An 18,768-nucleotide genomic window follows, 5' to 3' on the forward strand; every position below is an offset into this window, starting at 1 on the left:
CTATTGCTGCGTGATAGTCGCAACGTTATTGTCACCAATCTGTGTAATATGCAAAGTTTGAGCGTTGCCAGACACACCGCCTTCAACCAAGTTGCCATTACCCGTTTGGCTGATAGAGACAACATTATCATTGCCCGCAACGATGAAGCCGCCAGACTCAATACCTGCTACAAAGTTATTATTGCCATCTTGCGCCAAGTCAATCGAGTTATTGCTGCCTTCTAGCAATAAATCAATCACGTTGAGCTCTCCAGCTTGTGCGATATCAATTTGATTATCAGAACTCGCAACCACATATCCCATTGTGACAGCCGCGCTGTTACCGATATCATTTTGAACAACTGAAATGTCATTGTTGTTTGACTCGATACTCGGATCTGGTTCAGATGTTTGTAGTAAGAATTCATTTTGAATGCCATTTTGAACCAAATCTACGTCGTTATCATCGCCGTTAAAAAATGCCACATGTGCATCATTTTCTTCACCAAGTTGCATCAAGGTAACTTCATTATTGTCACCGGCTAGACCAACATACACTGAGTTGAATCCAGAGTCTTGATTGACCGCTTGCTGTGCAATTGTGACTGCGTTATTGTCGCCTTCAAGGTCAACAGCGACTGATGAGTCATCGCCTTTTTGAGTGACGGTCACATCATTGTCATCGCCTTGAAAAAGACCGCTTTCAAACTCACTTCGGCTGCCTTCTTGGTCAACCCGCAGATCGTTATCACTGCCTACGATGCCTGCAATTTTAATGGCACTTTCACTGCCTTCGCTCATCTCTAAATCGATGTCATTATCGTCGCCAGTGACCTGTAAAACTTCGATACGGTGGTCATCACCAATTTGAGATACTTCAATATCGTTGTCATTGCCAGCAACCGTTTCCAGCGTGACCGTACTGTAGATGCCGTTTTGATCTATTGAGAATGTATTCTGATCACCAGAAACATTGTTTAGATGTACTTCATGCCACTGTCCAGATTGCGTTGCTGTCACTGTATTTTGGTTACCTTGCATATTTTTATTGTACAACCAGTGACCGCCAGTACTTTGAGAAACACGTACGTCATTTTCATCACCATTGATAGTATTTACAACTTCGTTATTGATGCCGAAGTAGCCTTCACCACTTTGTGCAATAGCGACTTGGTTACTATTACCCGCAAGCACGGTCTCTGCACCATGTGAGTCACCCTCTTGTACATAGCTTTGAATATTGTTATCACCCGTTGTAGTCACTACAATTGCGTGGCTCGTACCGGTTTGGTTGGTTGTTGTTTCGTTAAAGCTGCCTGTCGTTGTGACGTCGGCTTGGTTGCTGGTACCTTCTTGAAAACTGACTAGCGTATTGCCGCCCACTGCAGAGTTTTGAGTTACGGTTAACGAATTACCTGTCGTTAAACCTCTTTCTATTTGACTTAGGTTAGAAGTAGATTGAACTTTATTGGTCTGCTCAACCGTTTGCGCAGCAACTGATTGAGTGAAAGCTAAAGCAAGCGCACAGCTAATTAATGATTTAGAAAACTTCACACTTTTCTCCTTAGTGTTTAAGCATTTTAATTTTTGAATTAGTACCTATATATAGCTGTCACTTTATTCAAATTAACACTGAGTAAACCCATCGTTGCCAAGACAAATAAACTCAAATTTAAATAAAGAACACACAAGAAAAAAGGTACATAAAAACCGAGTTTTTATTCACAATAAAAATAAATTGAGAATAATTAATGATGCGTCCTGTTCTTATTTAGAAGTTCTTTAATTATTGTTTAGTCACTTTTTGATCTAGTGCAGTACTTACTTTTACTACACTGCGTAGACTTTGAAGCGAGTCACGTATTAACTCTAATTTGCAATTTAATGAAGATAAATGAGAAATTTTATTGAATAATTAAATTTATATTTATCATAACCTTACCACCCCACTGCTCCGTAAATTCTATTTACTTTCCATCGTATACAAAAAAAGTATGAGTAAAAAAAGCGCATAAAAAGTCAGCTCACCTCATAGATAAATACAAAAAAAGCATGAGGAAAACCAATTAAACACATCAAAAGGTCACAAAAAGATATGAAATTCATGTTATGAACTCATTTCAATTTGATGTCCCGTCTCTGTCTATACTAAGTTGATATTCGTTGCCAAAACGATGCCGTCATCAGTTCTAAAATAGAAGCTCTAATAAATTAGCAGTTGTGCGTATACGCCCAACTTCTGAAGACTTAGAACAACTAATATTGGAAGAATGATGAAAACTAAACTTACAGCTTTAACTCTGGCGCTAACGCCTTTGCTCGCCTTTTCTTCTCAAGCGGCTGTGCAAATTCAATCTACGACAAAGACTGTTGATAACAGTGTACTCGTTGTATTCAAAGACAACGCAAGCATTGCGCAACGTGCACAAGCTCGTCAGCTTGTAAAAGCACGTATCTCAGACAGCAATGCTGATGAGAAAGATGATAACTACAATAATGTTTTAAAAGGCCGCTTAGCAAAATTTGATCTCAGTGCAGTATCGCCTAAAGAAGCCATTAAGTTACTTGAAGACCACCCAGCAGTTGCTTATGTTGAACCAAACTACATGGTCAAAGCGATGGCTATCCCTGATGACAGCCTATTTGATCAACTTTGGGGTCTGAATAATACAGGTCAAACAGGTGGTACAAACGATGCGGACATCAATGCTCCTGAAGCGTGGGATATCAGTGTCGGTTCTCGTGATGTCATCGTTGGCGTTATCGATACTGGTGTTGACTATACACACCCAGATCTCACGGCAAATATGTGGATAAACCCTGGCGAAATCGCAGGTGATGGCATCGACAATGATGGAAACGGATACGTTGATGACGTTTATGGTATCAATGCCATTACTGATAGCGGCGACCCAATGGATGACCAAGGTCACGGTACACACGTATCGGGCACGATTGGTGCAACGGGCAACAATACCACTGGGGTTGTCGGTGTTAACCACGAAGTCTCTATTGTTGGTTGTAAATTCTTGAACTCTTCAGGCAGTGGCTCAACGGCTGATGCAATCAAATGTATCGACTACATGGTGGGTTTAAAAAATGCAGGCCACAATGTGAGTGTTTTAAATAACAGCTGGGGCGGCGGCAGCTTTAGCCAGGCTTTATATGACTCAATCACAGCGAGTGAACAAGCTGGTATATTGTTTGTCGCAGCAGCAGGTAACAGCGCTAGAGACAATGACGTATCACCGGGCTACCCATCAAGCTATGATCATGACAGTGTTCTTGCGGTTGCTTCGACAACTCACACCGATAACATGTCTTCGTTCTCTCAGTGGGGTCTTCAATCTGTCGATTTAGGTGCGCCGGGCAGTGATGTGCTCTCCACGGTACCTGGTGGCGGGTATTCTTCGTTTTCTGGTACGTCTATGGCAACACCGCATGTCGCAGGTGCCGCAGCCTTAGCATTAGCAGTGAACCCAAGTCTCACAACTTTAGAGCTTAAAAACCTCTTGATGCAATCTGGTAAACCGATTGCAGATTTAGAAGGCAAAACTGTATCTGGCAAACGCCTAGACGTACATCAAGCGCTTATTGACGCAGATCCGGAGCCTGGGTTCCGAGTCATTGCAACGCCTGTTTCACAACAAGTTACCGCAGGCGAAACCGCGACCTACGCGTTAACATTTAACTCTATCGCAAACTGGCAGGGTGAAATTGCACTCACGGCAACAGGTGACCTAAACGGCGTCACACTTTCAAAAACGACAGTGACACCTGGTGAAACTGCGGTACTGAGCGTGCCAACCACAGCAGAAACGCAGTGGGGCGCTTACAACTTCACAGTAAACGCTACATCAGGTCAGCTTAGCCAGCAAAAGCAAGTATCGCTATCAGTACTACCACAAGGGCTACGCGACTTTACCTATGAGAATACAACAAGCGTTGATATTCCTGACAATGCGCCAGAAGGGGCGATATCAAAAATCAATATTGTCGACCCCATCACTATCTTTGGTTCAAACACGGCATTGAATATCAACCACACCTATATCGGTGACTTATTAGTCACACTCACATCGCCAAGTGGCACGGTTGCAACACTTCACAACCTCAGCGGTGGTGGTGCAGACGATATCATCGGCAATTTCGCCTCTGATGCATTCAATGGTGAAGTCGCTACCGGTGAGTGGACTTTAAAAGTCGTGGATAATGCAGCGGTTGATACAGGTACGTTAAATAACTGGTCTGTTACTCTAACTGGTATTGGTGAAGTCTCAGAACAACCTCCTGTAGCAGGGTTTGAGTTCATTCGCGATGGACTAAATGTCACCTTCACAGACACGAGCTCAGATGTAAATGATGATATTGTGAGCACATCATGGGATTTTGGTGACGGTAGCACCAGTGACCAACAAAACCCATTACATACTTTTGCCGCCTCTGGTGATTATGATGTGACTTTAACTGTCACTGATAGCCAAGGTCACACACATAGCAGTACACAAACGGTGTCTGTGAGTTCTGATAGTCCACAGCTTGAAATCATCAGAGCGAATAAAACACGTTTAGGCTCAATTCGTGTGGAATTACGTTGGAGTGGTTCATCAGCTGAGCAAGTCTCTATTTATCGTAATGGTGAATTAATCGATACTGTGAATAACACAGGCAAGTACCGTGATTATTCTCGCGATGCAGCTGCGACAAGTTATACCTATAAGTTATGCCAAACCGGTGACCTGTGTTCTCCGGAAGTAACCGTTAACTTTTAATAGCCCCAAATTAAGGGCGACGTAGCGCCCTTCATACTGCACGGCTATTTTGGCCGTGCAGATTTAAACACTTCACCCAAACTTGCAAACTCAGCACCACCTAACCGCGCCAATGGATCTAACTTCAACGCATCGATTTTACTGCGACCTTTTTCGCCAACCTGTACAATCTTATCATCGATGAAAGCATGCTTCACTTCCACAAAGACTAACTTCATGGGCAATTCCCCCATTTCGACCACTTTATGCAGCTTACAAGCGAATGCCACTTTGGCTTTTTCTAATCTTGGCAACGCCGACCCCGGAAATTCAACTAAAGACAAATCAAGTAGATCCAGTTCAGACTCATCGTTGGGTAATGACGCCGCAGATTGTGTTACTTCGTGTGCTAATGTGCTGTCAGCAATGTGGATCACCAGTTCTTGTGTCGCCTCCACATTGACCACAGAATCCTTATATTCACCTGTGGGCTTTTGACCAACAGCATACATGAGTATGGCCGGATCTGAGCTGATCGCAGTAAAATAAGAGAAAGGCGCCAAATTGAATGTGCCCTTTGTTGTTTTCGATAATACCCATGCGATTGGTCTAGGCACCACTGTTTGAGTCAGTGTATGGTAAACATGATTTGGAGATAATTCCTTAAAATCTAAAATCATTATGATTGCCTTAATGTAAGTAGCAGATGTGCGTGAATACGAATTGTACATGAAAATAAATTGAGCTCATTGAAAAGCATAAACATATTACACAACATCGATTTTAAGCTGCCCCCTGAATCATTAAGCACTCACATTAAGTTTAAGGCCAAGCAGTGATTGGGTTTGCTAAAAAACCAAAAGCCGTATTATCGATAAAACGGCTTTTATATGCAGTGTTCAAGCTGGTCGACTCAAAATATTATATCCACTGTGCAAAACGACCACTCAATTCAAACCCCCAGAGTAACCCGGCCGTGCCCCCAAGTACGCCAAAACTCCAACCTAAAAATCCATATTTATTTTGCTTTGAGAGTTGCTTATACGCAAGGTCGTCACCTTGCGCCTGCTCGATGATACGCTGCTTATTTGCGACCGCCATGATCACTGTAAACCGAGTCACACCTATTAATAAAAATAAATAACTTAAGGTAGGAAATAGCCAGCCTGCGCTATATTGATAAGCCAGTACCATCAGCAGCGCACTGACAATGATCCATGCATTGGTTACCCTTCGGGCACGATGTAACCTTTTAACCACATCTGGGTCATCAAAGTGCTTAAGCGCTCTTTTGGCACTGATATCATTTGCAAGTAGGGCCATCGCCCCACCAGCCGCAGCCCCACCGAGCATACTTATTAACTTCCCTAACCATGATGCTTGGGATTGTGTCGCAGCACTGAGCGTCGCCGCAGCCACCGGTGAGGAGGCCACGGCAAGGGATAAGACCAGCGATGACAGCCCAACGGGAGCAGTCGCTAAAATCAGCTTGCCATAGTTTGCCATCATTTGGCTCTTCAGTTGGGAGCGGACACGCTCTAAACGCTTTCTCAGCGCGCTTTCACTTACCCCCAACAAGGCACTCACGTGCGCTGTACTTTGGCCTTCGCGATAGTAAAGTAAAACAGCCTCTTTACTCTCATCAGGTAACTTCTCTAAGAAATGGTACAACAGTGCTGATTGCTGCTTCCTAATCAGCATATCATCTAACTGACTTGCCCCATCCACCAACTGTTGTAAAACCTGTTCGGCCTGAGCTGAGCTCACCTGTTTATGTGATACTGCTCCTTGATCACGAAGGTGGTTGATGGCTGTGTAGCGCGTTAACTGCCTGATCCAAGGTAAAATACTGGCGTTACTTTTTAGCTCCTCTAGCTTATGCCATGCCTTAATGAACACCTTTTGACTCACATCCTCACTGTGTGCAACATCTTTGGTGATTGCCAATGCGATACTACTGACCACACCCGAAAGCTGCTCAACCAAATCAGAAAATGCTTGTTTGTCGCCAGCTTTTGCATTCTCCACCAATTGAATAAGCTGATTTTCAATATCCATCGTATTTTCTCCTTGAATCAAAACAGGCGCACATGCCTTTGACTTTATCATAACTTTTCCTTCCAACTGTCGTTATATATAAAGCCACTTTCAAGAAGCAGACTGTGACAAAAATCTGGGTATTTATTTTTGAATAATCAAATATTGCAGGTCAGCAGCTCATTTGACAGGACAATGGATAACAAAATGTGCGCCTGATCGTGCGTTTGTTTTCAATTCAATTTTGCCAGCAAACTCATTTTTGATGATGTTATATACTCGAGACAAGCCAAGTCCACTACTGCCTGTGCCAAGCGCTTGAGCTGCAAACGGGATAAAAATATGGCTCGCCACCGCAGGTTCAATACCACAACCATTGTCGCTGTAAGTCAGTTGCATCCGCTGTTCTTCACTTTCATGAAACTGGGCCGATATCTCAATGCAACCACCACGAGGGGCAACAAAGCCATATTTGATAGAGTTATCGATTAACTTGCTCAGTACTTCATCCATGGCTTCAGCAGGACCATATAAAGTAATTTCAGGATCTACACTCAAGCGGTATTCAATGTTGTTTGATGCAAATTGCTGAGTATATTTCTCCATAATTTGACCGCAGAGTTCAGACAATGAAAATGCAGCACGATCGGTATCCACTTCATGTCGATAACCTAAGCTCTGAAACTTTTCGCTTAATCCAAGTAATTTCTCCAAACTGGTGTGGTTTGAGTGCAAACTTTGCTCGACCACATCCAGCGTATTTATCAGCTCAGATTTTTTAAGCTGACCTGTATTTATAGCCTGCTGTAGGCCTTCTAACTTTGAGCAGATCACAGACTCTGCGGTTGCAATATTACCAAGTGGTGTATTAATTTCGTGTGCCATGCCGACAACCATGCTTGTCATTGAAGCCATTTTTTCTGCTTCCACCAGCTCATTCTGTGTCTGTTGCAATGCCTGCAATGAAGTTTGTAACTTGTCAGTTTTTTCTGTGAGCTCTAGGTTGGCTACCTGCAACTCCGCGGTTTTCAAAGCCACTTTTTCATCGAGCGTCATATTGGATATCTTTAATTTTTGCTCCGCTTCTTTCAACTCACTAATGTCGGTGATCACGCCTTCAATACTCTCTTTGTCTTCACTGTAGCCGCCTCGTTCAATCATCCAACGGATCCCATCAACACGATGGATGATTCGATAAATCACTTTAAACCGTCCCGTTGACTCGAGCTCATCTTGGATAACCTGCCATACCATCCCCTGATCATCGGGATAGATAATGTCAGCAAATGCCAGCGCTTTATTCTGAATGAAGTCCTCAGCCAAATACCCTGTCGCCGCCTCAATGGCTCCATTTAAATACATCATGGTCCAGTATTTATCGTTCTTACAGCGGTATACGATTGAGGGAATGCGATCAACCAAGGTTTCATAGCGCACCTTTTCCTGCGCTAAGCTATCTGAGATGTCTTTGAGATGTTTGACGTAAGCTTTATTTTTGCGATGAAAGTAGGCAAACAATAACGTTAAGATAATCACTTCGGCAGCAATGCTGATAAAAGCCATGGTTTGCAGTGCAGTAAACGCTTGTTCAATTTTTTGTATGGCCGGCTGCAATGGCATGGACGTCATTAAAACCCACCCCTGAGACTCTATAACTGAAATAGTAAAAAGCCGCGACTGATAGGCCATATATGATTCATCATGTGACCAAAGTTTTTGATATGCCTCATACCAAATACCTTGCTCTATAGATTTTAAATGAACTTGCTCATCAACATTATGCAAACTCGTGATGTCAGTGGCAACAATGTCACTTGTTTCATTCAGTAAAATAAACGCACTTTGAGGCGCCCCTTTTAACAGCTTGGTATTGTCCAATAAGCTTTGCAAGGTGATGTCATGACCCACGTTGCCTTGCCATTCACCGTTAAGGTACACAGGTGTAACCGCAGACAGCATCAATAACTGAGAGATCGGATCTTCAATTAAGGGCGTCCAATAAGTACCTGGTGCTGTATCAGGAACCAGCCATGGGGTATTTTTATAACTAATTCCCCCCTGTGCTTTAAATACAAAATCAGGCTCTTCAGGCCAATAAATCACAATGCCTCCGGATGGTTCCATGAACCAAGTATCCGAAAACTGATTAGATAAAGCACCTTGACCAAATGTTTCTACCGTTTGCTTAGCCGCCAACAAGTGCTCTGCTTGCGACCTTGAAAACTCTGAATCTGGTGGCAAGTAAATACCCGCCTGATATCGACCGTCAAAACCACTAGGTCGTGTTCGTAAAGATCCATCAGGGTGAGGTTGAATAAGTTCAGATAGCTGTGTTTTTGTTTTAAACTCACCTTGTTCAAGGCGAGCTTGCAGCGCTTTACCCAGCCGACCCGATGAGTCTGACGCATACTGCAGCCTTTGTTCTATTTGCTCAGCAATCACCTCAGCCTGCCACGCACGCTGCTCTTTTATTTCAAACAGTTCATTTTCTATCAATTTGGACTGCTCTAACATGCTAAAGTAGAGCAAAATGCCTAAAACCAATACTGCTGAAATGGCAGGGACAAACCAAGGAGTCGTGCGATACTTTACGCGCATGGGAACTCTTTGATACCAATGATAAACATAGCGACCCCACTCAACTGGCAACGACTCATAACCCATCAAACCACTTATGCATTTATTTAATCATTGACAAAAATGCTAAATTTTCAAATTAATCATGTCGTGCAGTGATGGGCATACCCGGTGAAAAAGGCATTTTTGCGAGGTGCTTTAGGGGCCTAATCAAATATAAAAATATGCAAACTTAGCAAAGTGAACGCCATATCTAGCCTTTCTAAACCATGGCGTCATGCAATGGAAAAAATATAAGACAACTTTTATATTTATCGCCTTATCTCAATGCAAGGTGATGAATGGTGATGGTCGCGTTGCCCCCTTCTTTATCTGTTAAGTCTGGGACAAAATACAGCGCAGATATGGAAGCACTCACAATCCCTTGGTCTTTCGACCAATTTGGGGTCCAATCGGGTCGAGCAAAATCAGATAAAGTCACTTCTCGTGTACTTGGCTGCGTCGCTTGCGGTAAGGTTACTTGGTAATGTGCATAACTCTTATCACCAGCACCGCCATACTCTTTTTGCGACAACTTGATCACCAACGGCTTATCACTTTGATAAGTCACTTCAATGTGTGATACACCGTTTAAGCTGCCTTGGGGAATATCATAAATCAGCTCTACCCATGAATTATTTTGCTTATCGACTCTAGGGACACGGTCAAACCCTATTTTGACACGTTTTTCTTGTACAAGAGGTTCATTTAAAATGACCTGACTGCCATGTGGATCAGTGGCATAACGCCAGTTTTTTGCATCGAATGAAGGGAGCGTTTGCACACTGCTACACCCCGCAAGTAATAAACCACTGAAAAAAGAAATAGCGCGCATTATGCTCTCCTTATGAATTGACGCGCTGATGATAATTCAAACAGCTTTTTTTAACAGAAAATTGCGGCTATTCCCAATGTCACGCCGTTCAATGACCAGCCTAAGTCCCTCAGTCGTCGCGCGCCACTGCAACTAATTGCTCTCGGAACCATTTAATTGCCTGTTCATCTTTATTTTTGATATGCCAATAGAGCTTCATCACATAACTGTCCATAGGGATCGGCGTTTCAAACTGTGAAATTGCAAATTGCGAGCTTATCGCATTAATGAATCTGCGTGGAGCAGTAAATATGGCATCGCTCTTTTCAACGATATAAGGGGCACTTAAAAAATTCGCAACCTTGTATTGCACCGTACGCGAAAGACCGAGTTCATTGAGCGCGTCATCCACCATACCTCGGGTATCTTTGCCAGTGCCAGCAAGCAGATGAGGGAAGCGGCAAAACTTTTGCACATCCTGGGGCGTTAACAAAATTGGGTGGTCATTTTTAACAACGGAGACAAAATCATCGCGATATAGGGTTGTCACCATCAAACTAGGATGACTCGACTCCACAACACTAATTGAAAAGTCCACCTCACCACTTTCAATTTGACTTGCCAAACCACGTTTATCTAATTTAGTAAACACCACCCGAACTTGGGGGGCCACTTGCGCTAAATGTGTGATTAAGGCTGCAGATAAAGCCTGCTCCACAAGATCACTGGTGGCGATATAAAAGGTGCGGGTTGACGTTGTGGGATCAAACTGCTCTTGAAAAAGAATATTCTTTTCAAAATCATTGAGCCAGCGATTGAGTTGTGGTTTTAAGGTCTCCGCACGGGGGGTCATAACCAGCTGATTGCCCTGGCGGATCACCAATGAATCATTAAAACTATGCCTTAGCTTTTTTAGCGTGTGACTCACCGCTGATTGCGTCAATCCTGCTCTCTCACCCGCTCGCGTTAGGTTTTTTGTTTCAAATATAATTTGCAACAATCGCAATTGGTTTAATTCGATATCTGAAATATTAGCCACGTACCCACCAAACTATTAATCATATTCATAACTATATTAAGGCAATTAATTTCATTAATGAAGCTTAACTTCTTAAGCTGTATCACAGCAAACGAATACACAGTTTAAGAATAGGATATACAATGAAATTAAATACATTACTCGCACTTGGTACATTAACTTTAAGCCCTATTGCACTGGCTGATGACATTTTGGTTGTGATGTCAGATACCGCGCAAATGACATTAAAAAATGGCACTGAATACAAAACTGGTGTGTACCTTAACGAATTAATGGAACCTGTGAAGTTGTTCTTGGAAGCCGGACATACTCTGACCTTTGCCTCCCCTACAGGCATGGCACCCAGACTAGACCCGGTGTCTGACACCCCCGACCACTTTTTAGATACCAGCAAAGCCAATTACACTGCCCACAAAGCGTTATTCAATCAGTTGATGATTGACGATAAGACACAGAGTCCCGTGATCAGTTTCGCCCGAGTAGAGCAAATGGGCATTGAGCAGTTTGATGCCGTATTTGTACCAGGAGGCCACGCGCCACTTGGCGACCTTGTCGCTAACCCACAATTAGGTGAGTTTTTAAAACACTTTAACGCCACACAGAAACCGACCGGACTGGTGTGTCATGGCCCCGTAGCACTGCTCTCTGCCCTGCCAAATGCCGCAGAATTTGAAGCACAAATGAAGCAAGGGGAAAAAGCCCAACCAGCTAAGGGCTGGATCTATGCAGATTATCAAATGACAACGTTTAGTAACTCCGAAGAGGCAGTGGCGACCCAGTACTACCTAGGTGGAGATGAGCTGCATTACTGGCCGCAAGATGCCTTAACAAAAGCAGGCGGTAATTACTCTCGCAGTGAGCAAGATTGGCACCCGCATATTGTTGTCGATCGCGAACTCATTACAGGTCAAAACAATAAGTCTTCTGTCGGTGTCGCAAAAGCGCTACTCAAACAGCTTGACCAATAAACCTGCTCTATTCTAATAAGCGTGCCTCGGCACGCTTTTTCTATTTCTGCTCCGCGATTTTCCCTCACCTTTGTCGTTACATTTTTATATCAATGACCTTTTCCGTCTATCACGTATCTCTTTTACATTTGACTCATACAGCCTGGTCACTGCATCGCTTAAAACCCAGCTTATAAATTAATTTCATTCATACCTAAATAAATGTAATTAATTTCATTAATAACCCTTAACTCGATAATCTAATCGCAATTCAATAGAGACCTAATTTTGGAGTAAAGATATGACACAATCTGTTTTAGTTACTGGTTCTAACAGTGGTTTTGGTTACCTGATCGCAAACACCCTTGTACGCCAAGGTTTTAAAGTTGTTGGCACCATGCGTGACCCACAAGGTCGCAATGCTTCGATTGCCAACGAACTCAAGTCAAATGGCGTTATTGTTATCGATATCGATGTCACCGATGATAACAGTGTCAATGAAGGCGTTGCGCTGGCTATCGAAAAAGCAGGGCACATCGACGTTGTTATCAATAACGCTGGTGTCGGCACCTTAGGCTGGCAAGAAAGCTTCGATATCGATGATTTCAAAAAGGTCTTTGACATCAATGTATTTGGCGTTCAGCGTATGACACGCGCTATTTTAGGGCATATGAAACAACGCGGCAGTGGCACCTTGATCCAAGTCTCGAGTATTTTAGGCCAATTTGTCCTCCCTTTTTTGGGCTCTTACAATGCCACCAAGCATGCCGTTGAAGGGTTAGCTGAAAACTATCGCGTTGAACTGTCGCAATTTGGTATTCAATCACTGATTGTACAGCCAGGCGGATTTGGTACTGACTTCGGCGCAAACCTGCTGCGCTCAAGTGACCAAGCAGTGACAGCAAGTTACGGCGAATTTGCAGATGCCCCCGAACAAATGTGGGCAGGTACGGAAGCAGGGCACGATGCAGACAATGCACCAAGTCCGCAAATGGTCGCAGATGCCGTGTTGAATTTACTACAAACGCCAGCATCGCAGCGCCCGTTTAGAACCACTGTTGACGGTTCTGGACTTAATCCTGTGATTGAAGCCACGAACCAAGCACGAGAAGCCGCAATGCAACATATTTACAAGCTGTATGATATGGCGCATTTGCTGAACTTAAAACAAGATTAATTGCTTTGGCCAAGTAACCTAGTGTTTAGGTTACTTGGTACCGTCATAAATTTAACTCTGTCATATGTTGCTTAAACACCGCTTCCAGCTCATCCATTTTAAATGGTTTACCAAGGTGGCCATTCATGCCAATCTCCAGATACTTGTCCACCTCAGACTGCATGACATTGGCTGTCAGCGCGACAATTTTCAACTGCTCAGCAGAGTACACTGCTCGAATTCGTTTTGTCGCTTCAACGCCATCCATAACTGGCATTTGAATATCCATAAACACAATATCAAAATCCGCGTTTTGATGCGTAATTATGTCAACCGCTGCTTTACCATCTTCCGCTACTTCCACCGACACACCTGAAATGCGGCTGAGTAATTTTAGCGCGACAATGCGATTAATTTCGTTGTCCTCCACTAATAAAACTCGCATACAGCCGCCCTGTAATATATCCGAATTGGGTGTATCCGGTTTCGTACTGCCACCTGACTGACCTGCAGCTTGAGTAGTGGCCTCTACGGACCTATGAGTCGCTATTTCAGATTGGCTGATTTGTTTAGCATCACTCAGTGCGTCGATTAAATCTCTTTTAAGTAATGGCTTGTATAGAATAGGAAAGTCAGACTCTGTTTGAATACTCTCCCGTGTATGCGCGGTGTATACCACAACACGATCAGGTAAGCTGCCACTGTCGCTCAGCTTTGCAAGTAACTCGTTGGCATGGCAGTCAGGTAAAATCCAGTCCACCAACAGTATATCAAACGCCTGACCACGTAATGCCGCTTGTGCATCCTCACCACTGCTCACTCCGCTTACTTGTAACCCTATTGAGCGTGCGATATTTTGGCTGATCTCCAAATAAATAGGATCATCTTCAACAATTAATATCGAGCCAGACAATTGAATTTGTTCAGGCTCTTCAACCTCTTCAGTTATCACACACAGCGGTAATTTAACAGTAAACTTTGATCCCTTGCCAAGCTCACTCTCTACCTCTAACACTCCACCCATAAGTTCTGTTAGCAGTTTACAAATTGTCAGTCCCAACCCCGTCCCGCCGTATTTACGGGTTGTGGAGGACTCAGCTTGAGTAAACCGCTCGAACAACATGTCGACTTTATCGGGCGCAATACCAATGCCAGTATCTGTGATAGAAATGGCTACCCAACACGTGTCTCCTTGCTGTTTTTCTTGCTGAACACTCAAAGTAATCGAACCATCTTCAGTAAACTTAACCGCATTTGATGCAAAGTTCAGCATGATTTGATTAATTCTAACTGGATCTCCGACGTACTGTTTACTCAATGTGGGGGCTAAATCGAAAACCAATTTAACCCCTTTGGTATTTGCAAGTGGTGTGATTAAAGAACGTAAATTGTCTAATAAGTCTTCAAATTGAAAAGGGACGCGCTCAATGTGCAATTTTTTCGACTCAATCTTTGAAAAGTCTAAAATATCATTGATGATGGTCGTCAGTGCATTAGCTGAAAAGCGCACTTTTTCTAAGTAATTTCGCTGTACTCCGGTCAATTCGGTGGTCAAAAGAATATCTGTCAGTCCCAAAATACCATTCATTGGAGTGCGTATTTCATGAGACATGTTTGATACAAACAGAGATTTCGTTTCGGCAGCTTGATTAGCCATCATATTGGCTTGTTTAAGGTCAATTAATAGCCTTGCTAGTGCAAGAATAATCAATAAGAAACTTACACAAAGCAGCATCAACACAGCCCGCATCATGTGCCACCTTGTTTCATTCATTGAATGCACTAAGGTATTAATATCTCGCAAGATCACCGTTGATATATTACTTTGCTGAATAGGCACCAGTAGATTGGAGGCTTTGAGTGCATTATCTAACACAAATTCGATATGTAAACGGAGTACTCTGAGGCGCGGTACATTAGATTCTAAGTTTTGAATTTGAGGCACTAATATTGACAGCTCATTGTGAACTCGATCGATTACTGGTAGTGAGTTGGTCACATGTAGGTTGGATATTAATGCGGTGCAGCGGCTTAATAAAACTTGTACATCCGCATCAAACTCAGATTTATCCAATGCCAACTTGGCGATATAACGATAGGACGTTTTCAACATCGAAGCCAATTGCATATACGTGTCGATGGTACTTTTGAACGACCCCAATGCACTCGAGAGCTCTGTATTTAACCGCTCATTGCGCTCTAGTTCATTAATCAAACGTTCAAATTCAAGTTGCTTTTGTGCATGCCTGTCAAAATGATAAACGTTACGGTCCATTGCCGAAAAGGTCTCCAACGATAATTCAGTGGCAACCCCTTGCATCTGCCGCTTAATGTGTAACTCCTGCTGCTGATGCTGCGCCATGAAATACCCTTCAATGGCTTGCGAACCAAAAAACCAAATCAACAACAGTAAACACCCTTCTATTAAATATTTCACTCCGCTAAAGACCTCGGCAAGTCACCAGAGAATGATTGCAGTAATGCCTCTATGTCTGCAACGTCCTCATCGCTTAAATCTAAACCCAGCTGACCTCTGGCCATGATCCGGATCGCATCAGACAAGTTGTCCACTGAACCATTGTGAAAATAGGGCGCAGTCAAAGCAACATTTCGTAAACTCGGTACTTTAAATACAAATTTATCCTGTGGGTTTTGTGTCACTTCAAAACGACCTACATCATCTAACAATTGCTCAGGCACTTGATCTAAGCGGCCCACTTTTTGGTATAAATTGCCACCAATATTACGGCCTTGGTGACACGTCACACAGCCATAAGACACAAACTTTTCATACCCGCGCTGCTGTTGTGAGGTGAGTGCGTCGGCTTTCCCCAATAAGAAATCATCAATTGGCGTATTTTGAGAAATAAGCGACGCTTCAAAAGCCACAATCGCTTTTATGATATTTTCTACGGTAATGCCATCATTTGAAACCGCACTGAAACTTTTTACAAAGCCTGGCTGCGCATTTAATTTTTCGATTACCGCTTGCCAATTGGTGCCCATTTCCATTGGGTTATGGATAGGCTCCGGAGTTTGAGACTCTAAATTAGGGCTGCGACCATCCCAAAATTGACGAAAATTAAGGACAGAATTGATCACCGTTGGAGAGTTGCGCTCTCCCAACTGCTGTTTAATACCGACAGACACAGAAAACCCATCATCCCCACCGTTATACAAGTCGTGGCATGATGCGCAGGAAACCGTATTATCAGAAGACAACAATGGACTTTTAAATAAGGCTTTACCTAATTGTGCCCATGCAACATCGTATTGCTTCACTATAGGTAAAGGCTGGATAGGCGCATCTACTTTGCGCTCTTGATAGACGACCTCAGTAGAATGCACTTCGACGACATCTTGTTGCCAATGATGGCGTTGCTGAGCCGATTTAAACTGAAGTGCCAGTACCAGTAATATCGCAGCGAGCATGATGGTAACAAGCACGATATATTTACTACTCATTTCAGCATCCTTGAAACACCTTAGACTGGTTGACTATTCATCCAAGTATAGACAGTCAACCATAAAGTCACTGAAAATTTTCATCCACCAAGCATTGGCTTTCTAGATACGAATAGCACCTTTTCAAATGACATAAAATACCTTCCATGACCGTCATGAAAGAAGTCGATTGTTAAAACAATCGGGTACAGACGTCATACTTTTAGATAGAGATGCTATTGCAAGCCATGCGGGGGAGTGATTGAATAATGTCTCACTGAGCATCCAATATAGCGTGCACTCACGCAACAAATTAACCCCCTATTAAATACACTTAAACCAAAAAACATAAAAAAACAGTCGGATATATAGCATTTACTGTAACCCACTGCCTCTATCACTTGCTTAAATAGCAACAAACCTTATAATTGCGAACAATTTTTATTACGAATAAAAACGAAGAAAAGGAAATACTTTGCAAATCAACTCTTTGTACCAAGATCATCACTCCTGGTTACGTCAATTTTTGTATGGCAAGCTCAACTGTCAAGCCCAAGCAGCAGATATTGCACAAGACACTTTTCTTAGGTTGCTGAATAAACAAGCTGCAAATAAATTGGAGCCTATCCACTCCCCAAGGGCTTACTTGACGACATTGGCAACAGGCCTAGTGAATAATCATTGGCGCAGACAATCTATTGAGCAAGCTTACCTCGAAACGCTAGCTCAACAGCCCGAGCATATGGCCCCGAGTCCCGAGGCACAACAGATGATTATCCACACCTTAGAGCAGCTCTCCTTGGTGTTGGAAAAATTACCACAGCGTGTCAGGCAAGTATTTATCATGGCCAGAATTGATGGTTTAGCCTATAAAGACATTGCTACGCAATTAGGTATCAGCGTCAATATGGTTCAAAAGGCCATGTGCAAGGCAATATTGGCATGTGTTGAAGTACAAAGTGAGTCAATGTAACGCCATGCCGTTAACGCAGTCAGCAATAGAACAAGCCGTTGACTGGTATGTGCAACAAGAAGCACAGTCACTGTCACTGGCTCAAAAACAAGCTTTCGTTCAATGGCTGGAAGCGGATCCTGCGCATCAGAAAGCATGGCAACAAGTCAGTCACTCACAGCAAATGTTTTCAAACCTTCCACTGTCAGGTCAACAGTCACTCGGTACACTATCTAAAGCAGATCAGAGCCGCCGTCATATCTTAAAGTCAATTGCAGCCCTTTCAATATCAAGTTGGTTCACCTGGCGTTATCAAAAAGAGTTGGGGATCAGTGCCAAATTAGCCGATCACCATGCGCAAGTTGGCGAGCAACTTCAATTAACGCATTTAGCACAAGCCAGCATTACCCTCAATACACATAGCGCCATAAACTTAGACGCAAACACACTATGGCTCAAATATGGTGAAGCGCATATTGTGTGCCAAATAGCCATGGTCATCTCTAGTCCTCATTGTCACTTCAATGCTGAGTCCGGCGATGAATTCATTCTCTTTGATGACGCTAAGCAAGTGCGTTTTAGCGCCCTAAGCAAACGTTTTGATATTGTTGCAAATGGACAAAAGTACACCGTAGACAAAAACCATACACTCATTGCCGAGCGCAGTGGTACTCATATTGTTGAAACACCAAGACATATGACAAGCTGGACCAAAGGCATGCTCAGTGTGTCTCAAATGCCGCTTAACCAATTTATTGCAGAACTGTCTCGCTATTTAAATGGCAGCATCAGAGTGGCCCCCGCTGCTGCGCAATTACATATTAGTGGCACTTTTTCGCTGGCCGATCCCAAACAAATCCTATCGCAAATACTCAGCACCTTCCCAGAACTGACACTCAATGGGGTCCCAAATGTTTGGCAAGTAATTAATAAAAAACCATAAATTTCAATACATTAAAATTATTTTTAAAAATATATTAAAAAACTTGGCAGATTTTGGCTGCTCGCGGGGCATAGAGAGTGACACATTATT

Annotated in this window: 13 protein-coding genes; 5 read left to right on the plus strand and 8 right to left on the minus strand. The window is 43.1% G+C overall.

Annotation, left to right across the window (positions count from 1 at the left end; all coding sequences use genetic code 11):
* The gene (locus JF50_RS24275) at positions 1-1,533 is read right to left on the minus strand and encodes a curlin (RefSeq protein ID WP_039611847.1); all 1,533 of its coding nucleotides are present in this window, start codon (positions 1,531-1,533) and stop codon (positions 1-3) included.
* Between the two features lie 719 nt (positions 1,534-2,252).
* Here JF50_RS24275 and JF50_RS24280 point away from each other — a divergent pair.
* A complete protein-coding gene (locus JF50_RS24280; protein WP_039611848.1) occupies positions 2,253-4,751 on the plus strand; it encodes a S8 family serine peptidase in 2,499 nt (832 codons plus the stop codon).
* Between the two features lie 44 nt (positions 4,752-4,795).
* Here JF50_RS24280 and JF50_RS24285 read toward each other — a convergent pair whose 3' ends face one another.
* The 5 genes from JF50_RS24285 to JF50_RS24305 form a co-directional block, all read right to left on the minus strand.
* Positions 4,796-5,410, minus strand: a complete 615-nt coding sequence (locus JF50_RS24285; protein ID WP_039611849.1) for a flavin reductase family protein — start codon at positions 5,408-5,410, stop codon at positions 4,796-4,798.
* A gap of 241 nt (positions 5,411-5,651) precedes the next feature.
* Positions 5,652-6,839 carry an RNA polymerase sigma factor gene (locus JF50_RS24290; RefSeq protein WP_052262736.1) on the minus strand — a complete coding sequence of 396 codons (1,188 nt, stop codon included), beginning with the start codon at positions 6,837-6,839 and terminating at the stop codon, positions 5,652-5,654.
* A gap of 108 nt (positions 6,840-6,947) precedes the next feature.
* Positions 6,948-9,365, minus strand: coding sequence for an ATP-binding protein (locus JF50_RS24295; RefSeq protein WP_160290508.1), 2,418 nt, complete (start codon positions 9,363-9,365; stop codon positions 6,948-6,950).
* A gap of 298 nt (positions 9,366-9,663) precedes the next feature.
* The gene (locus tag JF50_RS24300) at positions 9,664-10,218 is read right to left on the minus strand and encodes a hypothetical protein (protein WP_039611851.1); all 555 of its coding nucleotides are present in this window, start codon (positions 10,216-10,218) and stop codon (positions 9,664-9,666) included.
* A 109-nt stretch (positions 10,219-10,327) separates the two neighbouring features.
* Complete coding sequence (locus JF50_RS24305; protein ID WP_039611852.1) at positions 10,328-11,236, minus strand: LysR family transcriptional regulator; 909 nt, start codon at positions 11,234-11,236, stop codon at positions 10,328-10,330.
* Positions 11,237-11,358: 122 nt separating this feature from the next.
* On the opposite strand from JF50_RS24305, the gene JF50_RS24310 reads away from it, so the two are divergent.
* Both JF50_RS24310 and JF50_RS24315 read left to right on the plus strand, forming a co-directional pair.
* Positions 11,359-12,204 (plus strand): type 1 glutamine amidotransferase domain-containing protein, encoded by an 846-nt coding sequence (locus JF50_RS24310; RefSeq protein WP_039611853.1) that lies wholly within the window; start codon positions 11,359-11,361, stop codon positions 12,202-12,204.
* Between the two features lie 280 nt (positions 12,205-12,484).
* Complete coding sequence (locus JF50_RS24315; protein WP_039611854.1) at positions 12,485-13,360, plus strand: SDR family oxidoreductase; 876 nt, start codon at positions 12,485-12,487, stop codon at positions 13,358-13,360.
* 43 nt (positions 13,361-13,403) lie between these two features.
* On the opposite strand, the gene JF50_RS24320 is transcribed toward JF50_RS24315, so the two are convergent.
* Both JF50_RS24320 and JF50_RS24325 read right to left on the minus strand, forming a co-directional pair.
* Positions 13,404-15,776, minus strand: a complete 2,373-nt coding sequence (locus JF50_RS24320; RefSeq protein WP_152614629.1) for a hybrid sensor histidine kinase/response regulator — start codon at positions 15,774-15,776, stop codon at positions 13,404-13,406.
* On the minus strand, positions 15,773-16,804 hold the full coding sequence (locus tag JF50_RS24325; RefSeq protein ID WP_039611855.1) for a cytochrome-c peroxidase: 1,032 nt from the start codon (positions 16,802-16,804) through the stop codon (positions 15,773-15,775). Before JF50_RS24325 ends, JF50_RS24320 begins: the two co-directional genes overlap by 4 nt.
* A gap of 454 nt (positions 16,805-17,258) precedes the next feature.
* Here JF50_RS24325 and JF50_RS24330 point away from each other — a divergent pair, with 454 nt between their 5' ends.
* Both JF50_RS24330 and JF50_RS24335 read left to right on the plus strand, forming a co-directional pair.
* A complete protein-coding gene (locus JF50_RS24330; RefSeq protein WP_039611856.1) occupies positions 17,259-17,756 on the plus strand; it encodes a sigma-70 family RNA polymerase sigma factor in 498 nt (165 codons plus the stop codon).
* Entirely contained in the window at positions 17,728-18,678 is a 951-nt protein-coding gene (locus JF50_RS24335; protein WP_152614630.1) for a DUF4880 domain-containing protein, read from the plus strand. Before JF50_RS24330 ends, JF50_RS24335 begins: the two co-directional genes overlap by 29 nt.
* The last annotated feature ends 90 nt before the right edge of the window (positions 18,679-18,768 follow it).

The sequence above is a fragment of the Pseudoalteromonas luteoviolacea genome, from assembly GCF_000814765.1.
Classification (GTDB): Bacteria; Pseudomonadota; Gammaproteobacteria; order Enterobacterales; family Alteromonadaceae; genus Pseudoalteromonas; species Pseudoalteromonas luteoviolacea_H.

Excerpts from the sequence above, each read along its gene's own strand:
- JF50_RS24280 (WP_039611848.1), top strand. The coding sequence starts at position 2,253 with ATGAAAACTAAACTTACAGCTTTAACTCTGGCGCTAACGCCTTTGCTC.
- JF50_RS24285 (WP_039611849.1), bottom strand. The coding sequence starts at position 5,410 with ATGATTTTAGATTTTAAGGAATTATCTCCAAATCATGTTTACCATACA.
- JF50_RS24290 (WP_052262736.1), bottom strand. The coding sequence starts at position 6,839 with ATGATAAAGTCAAAGGCATGTGCGCCTGTTTTGATTCAAGGAGAAAAT.
- JF50_RS24295 (WP_160290508.1), bottom strand. The coding sequence starts at position 9,365 with ATGCGCGTAAAGTATCGCACGACTCCTTGGTTTGTCCCTGCCATTTCA.
- JF50_RS24300 (WP_039611851.1), bottom strand. The coding sequence starts at position 10,218 with ATGCGCGCTATTTCTTTTTTCAGTGGTTTATTACTTGCGGGGTGTAGC.
- JF50_RS24310 (WP_039611853.1), top strand. The coding sequence starts at position 11,359 with ATGAAATTAAATACATTACTCGCACTTGGTACATTAACTTTAAGCCCT.
- JF50_RS24315 (WP_039611854.1), top strand. The coding sequence starts at position 12,485 with ATGACACAATCTGTTTTAGTTACTGGTTCTAACAGTGGTTTTGGTTAC.
- JF50_RS24325 (WP_039611855.1), bottom strand. The coding sequence starts at position 16,804 with ATGAGTAGTAAATATATCGTGCTTGTTACCATCATGCTCGCTGCGATA.